General features: G+C 42.4%; 17 protein-coding genes. 11 read left to right on the top strand and 6 right to left on the bottom strand.

Annotated features, from left to right (window positions below):
• Positions 1-93: 93 nt before the first annotated feature.
• The 5 genes from WKI49_00085 to WKI49_00065 form a co-directional block, all read right to left on the bottom strand.
• Positions 94-951 carry an ROK family protein gene (locus WKI49_00085; protein MEJ7620899.1) on the bottom strand — a complete coding sequence of 286 codons (858 nt, stop codon included), beginning with the start codon at positions 949-951 and terminating at the stop codon, positions 94-96.
• Complete coding sequence (locus WKI49_00080) at positions 935-1,387, bottom strand: hypothetical protein (GenBank protein MEJ7620898.1); 453 nt, start codon at positions 1,385-1,387, stop codon at positions 935-937. The genes WKI49_00085 and WKI49_00080 overlap by 17 nt, the downstream gene beginning before the upstream one ends.
• Positions 1,384-2,325, bottom strand: coding sequence for a CorA family divalent cation transporter (locus WKI49_00075; protein MEJ7620897.1), 942 nt, complete (start codon positions 2,323-2,325; stop codon positions 1,384-1,386). Before WKI49_00075 ends, WKI49_00080 begins: the two co-directional genes overlap by 4 nt.
• A 179-nt stretch (positions 2,326-2,504) precedes the next feature.
• Positions 2,505-3,554, bottom strand: a complete 1,050-nt coding sequence (gene hisC, locus WKI49_00070) for a histidinol-phosphate transaminase (GenBank protein ID MEJ7620896.1) — start codon at positions 3,552-3,554, stop codon at positions 2,505-2,507.
• Positions 3,551-3,790 (bottom strand): hypothetical protein, encoded by a 240-nt coding sequence (locus WKI49_00065; protein ID MEJ7620895.1) that lies wholly within the window; start codon positions 3,788-3,790, stop codon positions 3,551-3,553. The genes hisC and WKI49_00065 overlap by 4 nt, the downstream gene beginning before the upstream one ends.
• A 43-nt stretch (positions 3,791-3,833) precedes the next feature.
• Here WKI49_00065 and WKI49_00060 point away from each other — a divergent pair, with 43 nt between their 5' ends.
• Positions 3,834-4,634, top strand: a complete 801-nt coding sequence (locus tag WKI49_00060) for a ChaN family lipoprotein (GenBank protein MEJ7620894.1) — start codon at positions 3,834-3,836, stop codon at positions 4,632-4,634.
• Here the strand turns inward: WKI49_00060 and recR are convergent.
• Positions 4,550-5,164 (bottom strand): recombination mediator RecR, encoded by a 615-nt coding sequence (gene recR / locus WKI49_00055; GenBank protein ID MEJ7620893.1) that lies wholly within the window; start codon positions 5,162-5,164, stop codon positions 4,550-4,552. The two genes, WKI49_00060 and recR, sit on opposite strands and share 85 nt — an antisense overlap.
• Positions 5,165-5,195: 31 nt before the next feature.
• Between recR and WKI49_00050 the strand changes: the two genes are divergently transcribed.
• The 10 genes from WKI49_00050 to WKI49_00005 form a co-directional block, all read left to right on the top strand.
• Positions 5,196-6,125 carry an FAD-dependent oxidoreductase gene (locus WKI49_00050; GenBank protein ID MEJ7620892.1) on the top strand — a complete coding sequence of 310 codons (930 nt, stop codon included), beginning with the start codon at positions 5,196-5,198 and terminating at the stop codon, positions 6,123-6,125.
• Positions 6,116-6,766, top strand: a complete 651-nt coding sequence (deoC, locus tag WKI49_00045; protein MEJ7620891.1) for a deoxyribose-phosphate aldolase — start codon at positions 6,116-6,118, stop codon at positions 6,764-6,766. Before WKI49_00050 ends, deoC begins: the two co-directional genes overlap by 10 nt.
• On the top strand, positions 6,759-8,060 hold the full coding sequence (gene purB, locus WKI49_00040) for an adenylosuccinate lyase (GenBank protein ID MEJ7620890.1): 1,302 nt from the start codon (positions 6,759-6,761) through the stop codon (positions 8,058-8,060). The genes deoC and purB overlap by 8 nt, the downstream gene beginning before the upstream one ends.
• Positions 8,061-8,080: 20 nt before the next feature.
• Positions 8,081-9,289: a tryptophan synthase subunit beta gene (gene trpB / locus WKI49_00035; protein ID MEJ7620889.1), complete on the top strand. Its 1,209-nt coding sequence runs from the start codon at positions 8,081-8,083 to the stop codon at positions 9,287-9,289.
• A gap of 7 nt (positions 9,290-9,296) precedes the next feature.
• Entirely contained in the window at positions 9,297-10,163 is an 867-nt protein-coding gene (locus WKI49_00030; protein ID MEJ7620888.1) for a F0F1 ATP synthase subunit gamma, read from the top strand.
• Between the two features lie 11 nt (positions 10,164-10,174).
• A complete protein-coding gene (gene atpD / locus WKI49_00025) occupies positions 10,175-11,596 on the top strand; it encodes a F0F1 ATP synthase subunit beta (protein ID MEJ7620887.1) in 1,422 nt (473 codons plus the stop codon).
• The gene (gene rph, locus WKI49_00020; protein ID MEJ7620886.1) at positions 11,593-12,354 is read left to right on the top strand and encodes a ribonuclease PH; all 762 of its coding nucleotides are present in this window, start codon (positions 11,593-11,595) and stop codon (positions 12,352-12,354) included. The genes atpD and rph overlap by 4 nt, the downstream gene beginning before the upstream one ends.
• 74 nt (positions 12,355-12,428) lie before the next feature.
• A complete protein-coding gene (locus WKI49_00015; GenBank protein MEJ7620885.1) occupies positions 12,429-12,641 on the top strand; it encodes a FeoA family protein in 213 nt (70 codons plus the stop codon).
• Positions 12,638-14,710: a ferrous iron transport protein B gene (gene feoB / locus WKI49_00010; GenBank protein ID MEJ7620884.1), complete on the top strand. Its 2,073-nt coding sequence runs from the start codon at positions 12,638-12,640 to the stop codon at positions 14,708-14,710. Before WKI49_00015 ends, feoB begins: the two co-directional genes overlap by 4 nt.
• 124 nt (positions 14,711-14,834) lie before the next feature.
• Positions 14,835-15,864 (top strand): hypothetical protein (locus WKI49_00005; GenBank protein MEJ7620883.1); only part of this gene is annotated, 1,030 nt, incomplete at its 3' end.

The following is a 15,864-nucleotide window of genomic DNA, read 5'->3' as shown; positions in this document are numbered from 1 at the left end:
AACTCTTCTCCAGTCTTCTGTGCTTGAGAAGGTTTTGACTGCTCAATAGCCTGCTAGAGAATAATACCTTCTATCCTTCTAATCTCCATAAGGTTAAATATCGTCCATAAGTGCAAGAGCTAAAGCCCCACGTGCCATACAATACTCCGCACAAGAAGAAAAATGGAGACTGAAACACTTAGCAGGTAGGCTTTCACATAGGTCTTTTAGGTCTGTCTCAAGGTTGCCAAGTAGGTCCTTCATGGCATCAATGAGACCACCACCAAGCACCACCCTATCTGGGTTTAGTATGTGAACTGCGTTCATAAGACCCACAAGAAGAAACCTTTTAAAACTTGCCACCGCCTCCAAGGCATGGCTTTCTCCCTCCTTTGCTCTTTGAATTATCTGATAGTCCTTGAGAGCCTTTCCCGAGAGGTTTTTGTATATCCTCTCAAGACCATAAGAAGAGCAATAAGCCTCCCAGCATCCTAACCTTCCACAACTACACCTTTCTCCTCCAAGAAGTATGGTATGATGCCCCAGCTCAAGGGCACTTCCGCACGCTCCCAGAAAAGGCTTTCCATTAACCACAAGCCCAGCACCAAGCCCAGTGCCTACCGCAACAAATAGCAAAACCCTGCTTTCCCTATGGTCATAAAACCACTCTCCAAAAGCCCCCGCAGAAACATCGTTAACCACCTTCACATTAATTCCTTCAAGAACCTCCTTAAGGTTTACACCGTCAAGAGCTGGTATGTTAGGAGATTTATAAACCACGCCCTCTAAAGAAGTAAAGCCTGCAACCGCAACTCCCACAGAGGAAGGATATCCCTCAAAAACTATCTCCCTTATCCTTTGTAAAAAAAGTTTCCCATCTTTGGATATGTCCCTTATGTAATGCTTTTCCCTTCTACCATCCTCCCAGTAAACCTTTATAAAACTACCCCCTATGTCAACTCCCTTTCTCATATTCAAGCCTTTTTATCTTTATGCTCTCATCTCCCTTTTCATAATAGACCCTTACAGAAACCAGTCTTTGGGTCATTCCCTTTTCTTTCCTTATTAAGGACACAAGGAGCTCACCCTCTTTGATAACCCTCTCTTCAGCCCTTGCACCTTGATGTGCCCTTCTGTAGGATTCACAGCTTCTGAGTAGTCCATCCACCCCTCCCATATCCTTTAAAAGGTTTTCCGAAACAAGTTCTATAAGCTCTTCCGCTCGTTCCCTTTTGCATTCCTCAAGCCCAAGCACAAAGCTATAAAAAGCCCTAAGTTCCTCAATTTCGTGCTTTTTGTCTTTCACATCTTCCAAGAAAATAAGGAGTGCGATAATAAAAGGGTAAGATATGGAAAATATAACAAAAAATCCTAGGATAATATCCTCTCTCTTATAGCTCAGCTTCATAGCCAACCCTTCCTTTTTACCCAGTATATAAGTGATAGAGTTATACCAACCATAAGGAGTAAAGAGTAAGGGTAGCCATATTTCCAATGTAGCTCTGGCATATGCTCAAAGTTCATACCAAAAATACTTGCAATGAGCGTTGCAGGCAGGAATATGGTTGCAAGCACCGTAAAGATCTTCACACCTTCGCTTTGCTTTATGGATATAAGTCCCAAAAGAGAGCTTTGTATACTATCCAGCTTATCCATATAAAAGCTCGTGTAGTCAAGGAGCGTATGCAAGTCATCAAGCACTATCTTTATCTCCCTCTTTGTTTGAGCGTTTATCTTTGGACTTTTCACAAAATGGCTCAAAATTCTAAGTTTTTCATTTATGGTTTCCCTTATGGTTATATTTAGCTCATCGTAGTAAGATATCTCTCTTATTATTTCTTCCGATTGTTCCACAAAGACCTCCTTTCTGAGGTTCCTTATACGTCTTCCCAATATCTCAAGCCTATCACCAAGCCTATCCACTTCAATATTTACTATCTGTGAAAATATGGCTTCTGGAAATTGAAAGTTTATTGGGTTTTGTTCCATTCTTTTTATGAAAATTAGCATGCTTGGTATGTCCCTGTATCGTATACTTACCATGTATCTTCCTTTTATGAAAAAAAGCACAGGCTCAACGCTTATATCTTCCTTTTGTTGTATTACAAAGGATAGGTTCATGTATATAGCTTCTCCCTCTTCCTTGTATTTACTGCTTATTTCAATATCTCCAAAGACCTCTCTGGGAGGCATATGAAAACCTACCGCACTTCTTAGCCAGTCAATCTCTGCGTCGCTTGGCTTTTCCACATCAAGCCAAACTACAGATTCTTTCTTTATTTCTCCAAATTGGTCAATTTCAAACTTTTTGAAAACGCCTCCGTAAGTGGCATAAACATGTATCATCAAATATATATTTTACTCAGAAAGAAGGTCCTATAAAAAGCCTTCTGTTTTTCTTTAGTCGGATAATTTCTTGAACCTTCTGTGGACGAACCTTTTCATATTCGTATATCTGGTAATCTTTTTCATGACACACCTCCTTTACCTGTTTTCTCTTATTATATGCAAATATTTCTCAATTGTCAATAGGTAGTAAGAACCTCATGCAGGGCTTGTAAAAAGGCATCGTTTTCCTCTCTTTCTCCTATGCTTACCCTGAGACAGTCGGCTACCATATAAGAAAAATTCCTAACAAGCACTCCCTTCTGCAAAAGCCTCCTATAAAGCTCATCTCCAGAAAAATAAAGACTTTTAAAAAAGATAAAGTTTGCCTCTGAAGGATAGACCCTTATACCTTCCAGCTTAAGCATCTCTTCGTAGACCCTTTGTCTTTCTGAAACTACCCTTTGAATAGCCTCCTCTATGATGTGATAAAAATCTCTTAGCATTAAAACCGCTATAACTTGAGAGGGATAAGTTATATTAAAAGGCAGTCTTATCTTGTTTATTTCTTTGACCACTTCCTCTTTGCCTATCAAAATACCTACTCTAAGACCCGCCATGCCTATCTTTGAAAGAGTCCTAAGCACTACCGTATCTTCTCTCTCAAGTGCCTCTTTGAGAAAGGTTTTCCCAGAGTAGTGATAATATGCTTCATCAACTACCACAAAAACTCCTTCGTCTCTTATAGTCTTAATCTTGTCTTCGCTAAAGCAGTTGCCAGTGGGGTTGTTAGGATAGGCAAAGTAGGCAAGAATTGGTTTTTTATCTCTTATTTGCTCAAGGCTTTTCTGCAAGTCTATGTCAAACTCATCATTTAGGCTAACTTCTATTTTCTCTCTACCCAGAACCTGTGCGGATATGCCATACATGGAAAAGGTAGGCACAGGATAAAAAACACCTTTTTCATACTCTCCAACCGCTATAGAAAGGTAGTATATAAGCTCGTCTGAGCCATTGCCCAAGACTATATTCTCCGGGTTTACTCCAAAGCGATAGGCTATAACCTCCTTTAGCTCTCCTGCTTCTGGGTCTGGATATCTATTAAGGGGTATCTTGGAAACCACCTCTCCTATAGACCTTTTTACCTCTTCTGGAAGTTTGAGGGACAGCTCGTTGGAGGAGAGCCTAACCCTCGCCCCCGTGGTTTCCGTTTTATAGGGAGCAAGGGTCCTTATTCTTTTACTTATCATTGTTGTTCTTGAGCTTGCTCTTCCTCCTCTTCCTCCTCAGCCCTTCCAAGATAAAGTTCAAGCTCCGCAACAGTGGATTCCATTAGCTTGTCCTCAAGGATGCCTTTGATAAGTCTGTTTAGCTTTCTTTCGTCTCCCATGGCTATACCATTGAGGACATAGTAGAGCCTTTTGGGAAGAGAAAGCACTACTCTTTTATACCTTGCACCACCTTTTTTTCTGGGTTTTCTTGCCATGTTACTCCTCCTTTTTAAAGTTTTCATGTTTTAGAATTATAGCATGAAAATTCTATTTTTGTTCTTTGTATTGTTTATATCAATCACGAAAGCACAAGAGAATTTAGAAAACCTCCTCAACAACCACCAAGTTATATTCCTGCCGGAGGAACACACAAGCAGAGAAGACCATCAGTTTCAGCTTAAGATTATAAGACTTTTGAATTCAAAAAATCACAAGTTTATAATAGCCATGGAGATGTTTCAACAACCCTTTCAGGATGCTCTTGACTTGTATGTATCTTGTCAAATAAGTGAAGAGGAAATGCTTAAAAGAACCGATTATAGAAGAAGATGGGGTTTTGACCCAAGCCTATATAGGGACATATGGAACTTTGCTAAAGAAAAGGGTATAAGAATAGTGGCTATAAACGTATCCTCAGAGCTTTTGCAAAAAGTGAGAGAGAAAGGGCTTGAAAGGGTAAGGGATGAGAGCTTGCCTTATCCTGTGATACCTCAAACAGAGAAGGAAAGAAAGGAGCTAAGAGAGGTTTTAAAAAACCATCCAAAAGTGGACGAGAAGAGGTTCTTTGATGTGCAGAACGCATGGGATAACGGTATGGCACTGGCTATAGCAAGGCTTTTGGATAAGTATCCTGACCACAAAATAGTGGTGCTTGTGGGTAGAGGACATGCTAAAGATTATGAGAGCGGGATTCCAAGGAGGCTTGGCATACTTAAACCAGAAGTATCTATGACCATACTAAGAAGAGAAGAGTTTCAAAGCACTTTTCTATTTTCTATGGATTTTTCCAAAGATAGTTCATCCGCAAGTTCTATGAGAGAGCCAAATTGTAGACCGTGAGATATACGAGTTATCTTGGTGGTGGGAAACTGCTTTTTTATGAGTTTTGCAAGATAGTTGGCGGTTGCTTCACCTTCTAAGTTTGGGTTCGTGGCAATTATCACCTCCCTTGGTCTATACCTTTCTATCCTTTCCATGAGGCTGTCTATGTTGAGGTCTTTTGGTGATATACCTTCAAGGGGTGCTATTCTACCACCCAAAACATGGTAAACTCCAGAGTATCTTTCTAATTTCTCAATGGCAAAGGCATCCTGAGATTCTTCCACCACGCATATAAACTTTTTACTCCTCTTTGGGTCTGAACATATTTTGCATATCTCTTGGTCCGTATAAAGACCACACTCTTTGCAGGGTCTTATCCTTTCTACCACAGACTGTAGAGCTTGGACTATCTCAAGGCGTTTTTCCATGGGGAGTTTAAGGAGGTTATAAAGAAGTCTGCTTGCGGACCTCTCTCCGTAGGTGGGTATGTGTATGAGCTTTTCAAGGGCGAGTTTGATTGGTTCTGGCAGACTTTCTTCGTAAGGCATTGGAAAATTATAGCGGTTTTATAATAAAAGTATGCACGAGCTTATTATCTTAGGTGGTGGTCCTGCGGGCATATCCGCCAGCATATACGCACAAAGGAAGAAAATGGATTTCTTGCTTATAACCAAGGATGTGGGTGGGCAGGTAATAAAGGCGGGCGAGATAGAAAATTACTTGGGATATGCTATGGTGGATGGGGTGATGCTTGTGCAGAAGATGATGGAGCAGATGGATAGGCTTGGGATTGAGCCAGTGCTGGACCAAGTAATAGAAATAGAAAGACTGCAGGAGGGCTTTCTCCTTAAAACCCTCTCTGGAAAAGAGTATGCATCAAAAAGACTTCTTTTTTGCACTGGTGCGGAACACAGAAGGTTAGAAGTGCCGGGGGAAAGGGAATACACAGGGAGAGGGGTCTCTTACTGTTATACTTGTGATGCACCTTTCTTTAAGGATGTGGATGTGCTTGTGGTAGGTGGTGGAAACTCGGGCTTTGAGGCGGTAGACCAGCTTACAAACTACGCAAGAAAGATATACCTTGTGGAGCTCGGAGACCACTTTAAGGCGGATGAGGTCCTTAAAGAGAAGGTGCTTTCAAACCCAAAGGTTGTCCCTCTTCTTAGACATAGAGTTTTGGAAATAAAAGGCGATGGGAAGAATGTGAGAAGTGTGCTTTTAGAAGATTTGCAAAAGGGAAGGGTGTATGAGGTTGAAGTGGAAGGTGTTTTTGTAGAGGTGGGTCTAAAGCCTAATTCTGAGCTGGCAAAATCCTTGGGAGTTTTTACCACACAGAGGGGAGAGATAATAATAGATTGCAACAACAGAACCTCGGAGCATGGCATATACGCTGCGGGAGACTGCACTAACATCTTTGCAAAGCAGATAATAACCGCAGCAGGAGAAGGTGCAAAAGCCCTACTTTCTGTATACCATGACCTCACCTACGGTGTCCATTCATGGATATAGCCAAGTTTATAGACCACTCTATACTCAGACCTAACCATACCCTTAAGGACCTTGAGGTTGAGATAAACAAGTGTATGGAGCTTGGTGTCTACTGCGTCTGTGTAAATCCCTTTTGGGTAAGAAAGGCGGTGGAATTTTCAGAAAAAAGGCTGGTGGTTTGCTGTGTGGTTTCTTTCCCTTTTGGTTTGGATACAAAGGAACAAAAAATCCTGCAAGCCCTTAGAGCTCTTGAAGATGGAGCAAGGGAGTTGGACATAGTCATAAATATCTCTGCACTAAAAAGCGGTATGCACAAATATGTGGAAGAGGAGCTAAAGGCTATAGCCAGAAATACAGAAGGTGTGATAAGGAAGGTCATAATTGAGACCGCCTACCTTAACCAAGAGGAGAAAAGGTTTATAGTTGAACTCATAGCGGATACGGGTATGGAGTTTGTGAAAACTTCCACGGGATATGCACCCATGGGAGCGGTAGAAGAGGACATAAGGCTAATAAGGGATTGGGTAAGGGGTAGATTAAAGGTTAAGGCTTCTGGTGGGATAAGGACAAGGGAGCAGGTTTTGAGGTTTTTGGAGCTTGGTGTGGAAAGGATAGGAACCAGTAGCACCTTTGAGATTCTTAAGGAGGAGAGCAATGATTGAGAGGTATACCAGAAGGGAAATGGGTCAAATATGGTCTGACCTCAACAAGTTTAAGCTTTGGCTCAAGGTGGAGCTTGCGGTATGTAGGGCGTGGCACAAACTTGGAAAAATTCCACAGGAGGCGCTAAAAGAGATAGAAAAGAGAACCTTTGTGGACGAAAAGGTAGTGGAGAAGATATACCAGTATGAAAGGGTTTACAAACACGATGTGCTTGCCTTTGTTTCTGCCATAAACGAGCAGATTCCAGAGTATTCTCATTACTTTCATATGGGTCTTACCTCCTCTGATGTGGTGGACACCGCCCTTGCCTTACAAATTAGAGAAGCCCTTGGTTTGATACTTGAAGGTTTAGAGAAGGTGCTACAAAGGCTTAGGTCTCTTGCCATAGAGCATAAGAATACTCTAATGATGGGAAGGACGCATGGAGTCCACGCAGAGCCTATAACCCTTGGTCTTAAGTTTCTTAGCTGGTATGAGGAGATGAAAAGAAACAAAAAAAGACTTTTGCAAGCTCTTGAGGACATATCCTATGGTAAGCTCTCTGGTGCGGTGGGAACATACTCTAACCTTGACCCAAGGGTGGAAAGGCTTGCCCTTGAGGAGCTGGGACTTAAGGTAGAGCCTGTTTCCACTCAGGTAGTGCCAAGAGATAGGCATGCACAGGTTATGTATGCCCTTGCCTCTACCGCCTGTGCCCTTGAGAGGTTTGCAACAGAGATAAGGCATCTCCAGAGAACCGAACTGCTTGAGGTCTTAGAGCCCTTTGGAAAGGGTCAAAGAGGCTCATCCGCCATGCCTCACAAGAAAAACCCCATACACGCAGAAAGGTTGTGTGGTCTTGCACGCATAATAAGAGCAAACCTTCTGGTAGCTCTTGAGAATATTCCACTCTGGCACGAAAGGGACATATCTCACTCCTCTGCAGAACGTGTAATCCTGCCAGACTCCACTATAGCCCTTGACTATATGCTAAACCTCTTTCTTGAAATCCTTGAAGGTCTTGTGGTAAACCCAGAGAGAATGCTAAGAAACATGGAGCTTTCTCATGGTCTTTTTGCCTCTTCAAAGGTGCTTGTTAAACTCATGGAAAAGGGAGTCCATAGAGACAAGGCTTACGATATGGTTCAAAGGTGTGCCATGAGAAGCTGGGAAGAGGGTATAGCCTTTGAAAAAAGCCTCATGGAAGACCAAGAGGTCAGTGCCTTCCTTAGTCAAGAAGAGATAAGGCAAGCCTTAGACCCTTGGTCTTTCTTAAAACACATAGACCAAATCTACGAAAGGAGCTTAGATTAAAAAAGAAAGGAGGAAGGCATATGACAAAGCAAGAAATATACACCCTTCCAGATGAGAAGGGATACTTTGAAGAGTTCGGTGGAAGGTTCGTGCCAGAAACCCTCATGTATGCCCTCGAGGAGCTAACTGATGCCTACCTTAAACTCAAGGAAGACCCATCCTTTTGGGAAGAGTTAAACCACTACCTTAAAGACTTTGCAGGAAGACCCACACCCCTCTATTTTGCCAAGAGGCTAACCGACTATGTGGGTGGTGCAAAGATATACATAAAGCGGGAGGACCTTCTCCATACTGGTGCTCATAAGATAAACAACACACTCGGACAGGCTCTGCTTGCTAAGAGAATGGGAAAGAGGAGGATAATCGCAGAAACGGGTGCAGGACAGCACGGTGTGGCTACTGCAACCGCCTGTGCCTTACTTGGTCTTGAGTGCGTGGTCTATATGGGAGAGGAGGACGCAGAGCGTCAAAAACTCAATGTTTTTAGGATGAGACTGCTGGGTGCGGAAGTGCGCATCGTAAAGAGCGGTTCAAAAACCCTAAAGGATGCCATAAACGAAGCCCTAAGGGACTGGGTTACCAACGTGGAAACCACACACTACATTATAGGCTCTGTGGTGGGTCCTCATCCCTTTCCCATGATGGTGAGGGACTTTCAGAAAATAATAGGCGAGGAGGCAAAGGCACAGATACTGGAGCTTGAAGGCAGGCTTCCAGACGCTGTGGTTGCCTGCGTGGGAGGTGGTTCAAACGCCATGGGTATATTCTATCCCTTTATAGAGCATGAGGAGGTAAGACTAATAGGCGTAGAAGCTGGAGGTCTTGGACTGCATACAGGCAAGCACGCAAGCTCTATAAACGGTGGCTCTGTGGGAGTTTTACACGGCATGAAATCCTACTTTTTGCAGGACGAAGAGGGACAAATCCAACCTACCCACTCCATCTCCGCAGGTCTTGACTACCCGGGAGTTGGACCAGAGCATGCATACCTTTTCAAAAGTGGTAGAGCCAAGTATGTCTACACCACCGACGAGGAAGCTCTTGAAGGCTTTAGGATACTCTCAAGGCTTGAAGGTATAATACCAGCCCTTGAGCCAGCCCATGCAGTTCCAAGGGTCATGGAAATAGCTAAAGAGCTTGGAAAAGACCACATAGTGCTTTTTAACCTTTCAGGAAGAGGCGATAAGGATATGCTTCATGTGATGGAATATACAAAAGATATGCTATAATATCCACATGCCAAAACTTTCACCCAGAGACATAAGGAGGAAGATACAGGGTATAAAGAATACCCGTAGAATAACCAACGCCATGAAGGTGGTCTCTGCAGCAAAGCTCCGTAAAGCTCAGGAGCTCATATACGCTTCAAGACCCTATTCAGAAAGACTTTACGAAATGCTAAAGAGCTTAGCTTCTCACATAGACCCCCAAACCCATCCCCTTTTTGAGGTAAGAGAAGAAAGGGTCTGCGACCTGGTGGTTATAACTGCAGACAGAGGACTGGCAGGTGCCTTTAACTCAAACCTAATAAGAAAGGTTGAAGACCTTATAGGGGAAAAACAAGATAAGGGTATAAGGGTTAACCTTGTCCTTATTGGAAGGAAGGGTGCACAATACTTTGGCAAGAAGAGTTTCAACATACTAAAAGCATACGAGGAGGTTTTTAGAAAGGAGATAAACTTCAATATAGTGAAAGAAGTGGGAGAACTCCTTAGGGAACGCTATGCAAACAAAGAAACTGATGCGGTGTATCTCATAAACAATGAAATGGTTACCAGAGCCAGCTACAAGCCTGTGGTGAGAAACTTCTTACCCTTTGAGAGGATAGAAGGTGAAGAAAATTACGGAGTTTATGAGTTTGAAGTAGACAAGGAAGTCCTTGTAAACAAGCTAATAGACCTGTATCTCAACTATCAGATATACAGAGCCCTGCTTGAATCCAACGCAGCGGAACACTTTGCTCGTATGATCGCTATGGATAACGCCACAAGAAATGCGGATGAACTTATAAAAACATGGACGCTCATATTCAATAAGGCAAGGCAGGAGTCTATAACTTCCGAACTAATAGACATAGTGAATGCAGTAGAAGCTATGAAATAAAGGAGGAAAACATGAAGGGAAAAATAGTTCAGGTCATAGGTGCGGTCATTGACGTGGAGTTTGGAGAGAAAAACCTTCCACCTGTCAGGCACGGTCTAAAGACAAGGAGAAAATTCATAGATGACAGAGGCAACTGGGCAGAAGAAGACCTCTATCTTGAAGTAGCCCAACATATAGGAGAGAGCAGGGTTAGATGTGTGGCACTTGGTGCCACCGATGGTCTTGTAAGAGGTCAAGAGGTGGAATACCTCGGAGGTCCTATAAAGGTTCCAGTGGGTAGGGCGACTCTTGGTAGGATATTTAATGTAGTGGGTCAACCCATAGACGAAGCGGGACCAGTGAATGCAGAGGAATACTGGCCCATGTTTAGAGAACCACCACCCCTTGAAGAGCAGTCCACAAAGGTAGAAATACTTGAAACGGGTATAAAGGTTATAGACCTCCTTGAGCCATATGTGAAGGGTGGAAAGGTAGGTCTCTTTGGTGGTGCGGGAGTTGGAAAAACGGTTCTTATGCAGGAGCTAATTCACAACATAGCTAAGTTCCACAAAGGATTCTCTGTGGTCATAGGCGTTGGAGAAAGGACAAGGGAAGGAAACGACCTTTGGCACGAGATGAAAGAGTCTGGCGTTCTGCCCTACACGGTCATGGTTTATGGACAGATGAACGAGCCACCAGGCGTGCGTTTCAGGGTTGCGCAAACAGGCATAACCATGGCGGAATACTTCAGAGATGTGGAAGGTCAAGACGTCCTTGTTTTCATAGATAACATCTTTAGGTTTGTCCAAGCGGGTTCAGAAGTTTCCACCTTGCTCGGAAGACTACCCTCTGCGGTTGGATATCAGCCCACACTAAACACGGACGTGGGTGAAGTCCAAGAGAGAATAACCTCCACCAAGAAGGGTTCTCTAACCTCTATACAAGCGGTTTACGTGCCTGCGGACGACATAACAGACCCAGCACCCTATTCGGTCTTTGCTCACCTTGATGCCACTACAGTGCTTGCCAGAAGACTTGCGGAGCTCGGTATATACCCAGCGGTTGACCCCCTTGAATCCACCTCTAAATACTTAGCTCCAGAGTTTGTAGGAGAAGAGCACTATCAAGTAGCTTCCGAAGTTAAAAGGATACTCCAAAGATACAAGGAGCTTCAAGAGATAATAGCCATATTGGGTATGGAAGAGCTCTCCGAAGAGGACAAAGCCATAGTCAACAGGGCAAGAAGGATACAAAGGTTCTTGGCACAACCCTTCCACGTAGCAGAGCAGTTTACTGGTATACCCGGAAAGTATGTCAAGCTGGAGGACAACATTAGGAGCTTTAAGGAAATACTCACTGGCAAGTATGACCACCTTCCTGAAATGGCATTCTATATGGTGGGAACCATAGAGGAGGTTATAGAAAAAGCAAAGGCCTTAGGAGCCAAGGTTTGAGGTCTGACGGAAGAAAACCAGGAGAGCTAAGACCCATAAGAATAATAAGGGACTACCTTAAGCATCCTGAAGGTTCTGTCCTTGTGGAGTTTGGGAATACAAAGGTCATATGCACTGTCTCCGTCCAGGAGGGTGTCCCTCCCTTTTTAAAAGGTAAAGGGCAAGGTTGGATAACCGCAGAGTATTCCATGCTTCCAAGGGCTACTCAAACCAGAAACATAAGAGAGTCTGTCCAAGGTAGGATAGGCGGTAGAACTCACGAAATACAGAGAATGATAGGACGTGCCATGAGGACCGCTCTTGACCTTACCAAAGTGGGTGAGAGAACTTTTTGGATAGACTGCGATGTAATACAGGCGGACGGTGGAACAAGAACCGCTTCCATAACTGGAGCTTTTGTAGCCTTGGCGGATGCGGTTATAAAGCTATATAACGAGGGAGTTTTAACATCTACGCCCATAAAGGATTTCGTGGCAGCAGTGAGCGTTGGAATAGTAAATAACCAGATACTCCTTGACCTTAACTTTGAGGAAGACTCATCCGCAAAAGTAGACATGAACGTAGTAGCAACAGGCTCCGGCAGGATATCTGAAATACAAGCCTTGGGTGAAGAGCACTCCTTTACAAGAGAAGACTTTGACAAGATGTTATCTCTCGGGCTTGAGGGAATAAAACAACTCATAGAGCTTCAAAAAGCCTTTTTTGAGGTCCAAGGGGGGATATTTAGAAGAAAGAACATAAAGGAGGCAAGACTATAAAAGGGTAGTTATACTCTTGACATTTTAATTTTGGGATTGTATATTAATTTCCAAATTACTTTTGGAGGTTAGGCATGAACCTTGAAGAGGTAAAGCCTGGACAGGAAGTGATAATCCTTAGTCTCAATGGTAAGGAGGAAGTCTTAGAAAAGGTAAAGGCTATGGGTCTTAGAAGTGGTAGAAGGGTGTCCCTTTTGCAGAAGGTGGGAAGAAACCTACTCCTCAAGGTAGACAACTCAAGAATAGTGATAAGTAGGGACCTTGCAAAGGCTATAGAAGTTCAATGAAAAGCATAAGAGTAGCCCTTGCAGGCAATCCCAACGTAGGAAAGACGAGTATCCTTAACCACCTTGCGGGGACAAATCTCAAAGTAGGCAATTGGCCCGGAGTAACCGTTGAAAAGAGGGAGGGAAAGGTAAAGTTTTGGGACTATGAAATAAGCCTTGTAGACCTGCCAGGTGTATACACTCTTGAGCCCATCTCGGAAGATGAATGGGTTGCCTATAACTACATAACACAGGAAAAACCAGACTTGATACTCAATATCATAGAAACGCCCAATATGGAAAGAGACCTACTCTTAACCGTAGAACTTCTGGAGTATGAAATACCGCTCATTATAGTCTTAAACATGACAGACGAAGCTCGGAAATTGGGAATAGAGGTCAACGACCGCTGGCTTTCTGAACTGCTTGGTGTAAGAGTGCTAAGAACCAACGGAAGGACTGGTGAAGGCGTAAAGGCTTTACTTCCAAACATAGTGGAAGTTTTTAACCTTAAGGAAAAACCAAAGGCTTTGAGATACAGTAAAGAACTGGAAGACATACTTGAGAAGGTAAGAGAGAGGGAAGACGAAACCAAGGCGGAGCTTATAAGAAAACTCCTCAACTCGGAAAAGTTTAGGGAGCTTAGAGAGTCCATAAAGAGCCTTATGGGTAGAGAGGTTCAAGAGGTCATTAGGGACGAAAGGTATGCAAAAGCCCATGGTCTATATAGGGAAGTGGTGGAGAGAAAGCCTCTGACCGCAAGAGATATAACAGACTCCCTTGACAAGGTTTTATTGCACCCTATCTTTGGCATACCCATATTCTTTTTGTTAATGTTTTTGCTCTTTAAGTTCTCCTTTGACTTTTCTGCACCCTTTATGGAATGGGTAGAGGGGTTTGTAAATGGCTTTATTGCTCCTGCTATTTCAGAAGGTTTGTCCCTTATGGGTGTTGGTGATTGGGTTCAGAGACTTTTTGCAGAAGCCTTTATAGGTGGTGTGGGCTTTGTTTTGACCTTTGTTCCTCTTATAGCGGTCATATACTTCCTGCTCGCTCTTATGGAATTTTCGGGTTATCTCCCAAGAGTTGCTTTTCTTATGGACAGGTTTATGCATAAACTTGGTTTACACGGCAAAAGCCTTGTTCCTTTGCTTCTTGGTTTTGGATGTAATGTGCCTGCCATAGTTGCCACAAGGGCGTTGGAAACAAGAAGAGACAAATTTCTCGTCATGGCTATGATACCCTTTATGAGCTGTCCTGCAAGGCTTGTGGTTTTTTCCTTTTTTGCAGTGCTCTTTTTCAAAAACCCTGCGGTCATTATATTTTCCCTTTATCTCTTAGGCATTTTCGTTGCATTTTTGACTGCTTTTCTTTTGAGAAAAACTCTATACGGAGGAACTCTCTATCACTTTGTTATGGAATTGCCACCTTACAGGCTTCCCACGCTCAGGCTTCTTTTTAGAGTGGTATGGGTCTATGTTAAAGATTTTCTCTACAGGGCTGGCACTCTCATATTTGCAGCGTCGGTTTTCATATGGCTTTTGCTTAACCTACCACCGGGTGTTAAAAACCCTTCAGAAAGCATTGCGGGGCAGATAGGGAAAGCCATATCTCCCATCTTTAAACCTTTAGGTCTTGAAGACTGGAGGATATCAACCTCTCTTATACCAGCCTTTCTTGCCAGAGAGATAGTGCTAAGTTCTATGGGAACCATATACACTGCGGAGGTAGAAAAGGAAGAAGAACCTTTTGTTTTTTCTGAGGCTCTAAAGGAGCAAGCTATTGGCTTTGGTAATGCCTTAAAGGAGGCTGTGGTAAATGTCTTTAAGCCAGTGCCTACTGCTTTTGAAGTAGAGGAAGAAGGAAGCGATAGCCTAAGAAGTTTAATAGCACAAAGTATCTCACCGGCATCCGCTTTGGCTTTTATGGTCTTTCTGCTTTTGTATACCTCGTGTCTTGGAACTGTAGCGGTAATGTGGAGGGAGGCAGGAAAGGCTTTTGCACTCACATTTCTTGCATATAGCCTACTCTTGGGCTGGCTCTTTGGTTTCTTTGCATATAGGATAGGAAGTGTGATATGGAATACTTAGCACTGTTTTTGTTGATGGTCTTCTTGTTTTACCTTTGGTGGAGGGGAAGGAAAGGTTCGTGCTGTGGTTGAGGGTTGAGTGTGTTGTATAATAATCAAGGTAATCTTGTGGGGGAGTTGGAGTTATGTCTGAAAACTTGCTAAGGATAGAGCTATATAGGATTTTGGTAAGCATAGCGGTAGGGCTTATAACTATATTGGTTTTTATTTTTAATGTTAGTGTTGCAGAGAGGTATTATCATAACCTAAATATTCATCCTAAGTCAACACAAACGAATAATGAAGAAATAAAGCATAATCGTCAAGACACGAATGGTGCTGAACGCATAAATCAGGATGAAATATTTAATCCCAGCTTTACATGGCAGGATTTAAAGTGGTCTATAAAGAGAACTTTAAAGCTTTTTAATGAAAACATTATAGCATTTTTAGTTATTTCCATTTTCATTGGCGAGTTTATAAGCTGGATTGGAATGATTTTTATTCTTGGATTATACGAAAGAAGATTGGATAAAGGTTTATACAATAGAGAGCTTTATGTGGATGAAGATATAGGATGGAAACTATCTACAACTCTCCTTAGACCTATGGTTGATGAAAAACCAAAATTTGCCTTAGGGATTTCTGAAGTCCATTTTGCATTGGCAAAGGCTTTTTCTGGTGTTTCTATAAGCATTTATGTATGTTCTTATATGCTGATTATCTTTTCAATAATTTATTTTGTTAAATTTTTTTCTACTGTTGCATCATATTCAAATCTTCCTAAGATTATATCAAGCTTGTCTACTATCACATATTTTTTAATGTACTTCTTTCTCTTATTCATTTATATTATAGGTTTCATAGTGCTTTTACTTAATCTAGCAATAAAAAAATGCGTGTTTTTAGACTCTTTGATATCTTCTTTAAGGAATGGGACTGAAAGGTTCATACTGATATCTTCAGCTTGTTTTATTTCGGTTATTTCTTTAAATTTTTTATTTATAGATGTAGATGGTAAACAGGATTATTCATATTTCTTGTTTTTTATTCAGGTTTTTGCAGTAATTTTGTCTTTTCTCCTATCAATATACCATTTAAGGACAGCCAATCAATTCATGTGCCTCGCATCAGAAGAATGCTACAAAAAACAGGACACAATACAAGAAACCACCT

This window comes from Aquificaceae bacterium (genome assembly GCA_037722135.1).
Classification (GTDB): domain Bacteria; phylum Aquificota; class Aquificia; order Aquificales; family Aquificaceae; genus Pampinifervens; species Pampinifervens sericum.
Note: the sequence above shows the minus strand (reverse complement) of the source record. Positions and strands in the feature narration are given on the sequence as shown.

Coding starts and splice junctions, on each gene's coding strand:
- WKI49_00085 (MEJ7620899.1), bottom strand. CDS start 951: ATGAGAAAGGGAGTTGACATAGGGGGTAGTTTTATAAAGGTTTACTGG.
- WKI49_00080 (MEJ7620898.1), bottom strand. CDS start 1,387: ATGAAGCTGAGCTATAAGAGAGAGGATATTATCCTAGGATTTTTTGTT.
- WKI49_00075 (MEJ7620897.1), bottom strand. CDS start 2,325: ATGATACATGTTTATGCCACTTACGGAGGCGTTTTCAAAAAGTTTGAA.
- hisC (MEJ7620896.1), bottom strand. CDS start 3,554: ATGATAAGTAAAAGAATAAGGACCCTTGCTCCCTATAAAACGGAAACC.
- WKI49_00065 (MEJ7620895.1), bottom strand. CDS start 3,790: ATGGCAAGAAAACCCAGAAAAAAAGGTGGTGCAAGGTATAAAAGAGTA.
- WKI49_00060 (MEJ7620894.1), top strand. CDS start 3,834: ATGAAAATTCTATTTTTGTTCTTTGTATTGTTTATATCAATCACGAAA.
- recR (MEJ7620893.1), bottom strand. CDS start 5,164: ATGCCTTACGAAGAAAGTCTGCCAGAACCAATCAAACTCGCCCTTGAA.
- WKI49_00050 (MEJ7620892.1), top strand. CDS start 5,196: ATGCACGAGCTTATTATCTTAGGTGGTGGTCCTGCGGGCATATCCGCC.
- deoC (MEJ7620891.1), top strand. CDS start 6,116: ATGGATATAGCCAAGTTTATAGACCACTCTATACTCAGACCTAACCAT.
- purB (MEJ7620890.1), top strand. CDS start 6,759: ATGATTGAGAGGTATACCAGAAGGGAAATGGGTCAAATATGGTCTGAC.
- trpB (MEJ7620889.1), top strand. CDS start 8,081: ATGACAAAGCAAGAAATATACACCCTTCCAGATGAGAAGGGATACTTT.
- WKI49_00030 (MEJ7620888.1), top strand. CDS start 9,297: ATGCCAAAACTTTCACCCAGAGACATAAGGAGGAAGATACAGGGTATA.
- atpD (MEJ7620887.1), top strand. CDS start 10,175: ATGAAGGGAAAAATAGTTCAGGTCATAGGTGCGGTCATTGACGTGGAG.
- WKI49_00015 (MEJ7620885.1), top strand. CDS start 12,429: ATGAACCTTGAAGAGGTAAAGCCTGGACAGGAAGTGATAATCCTTAGT.
- feoB (MEJ7620884.1), top strand. CDS start 12,638: ATGAAAAGCATAAGAGTAGCCCTTGCAGGCAATCCCAACGTAGGAAAG.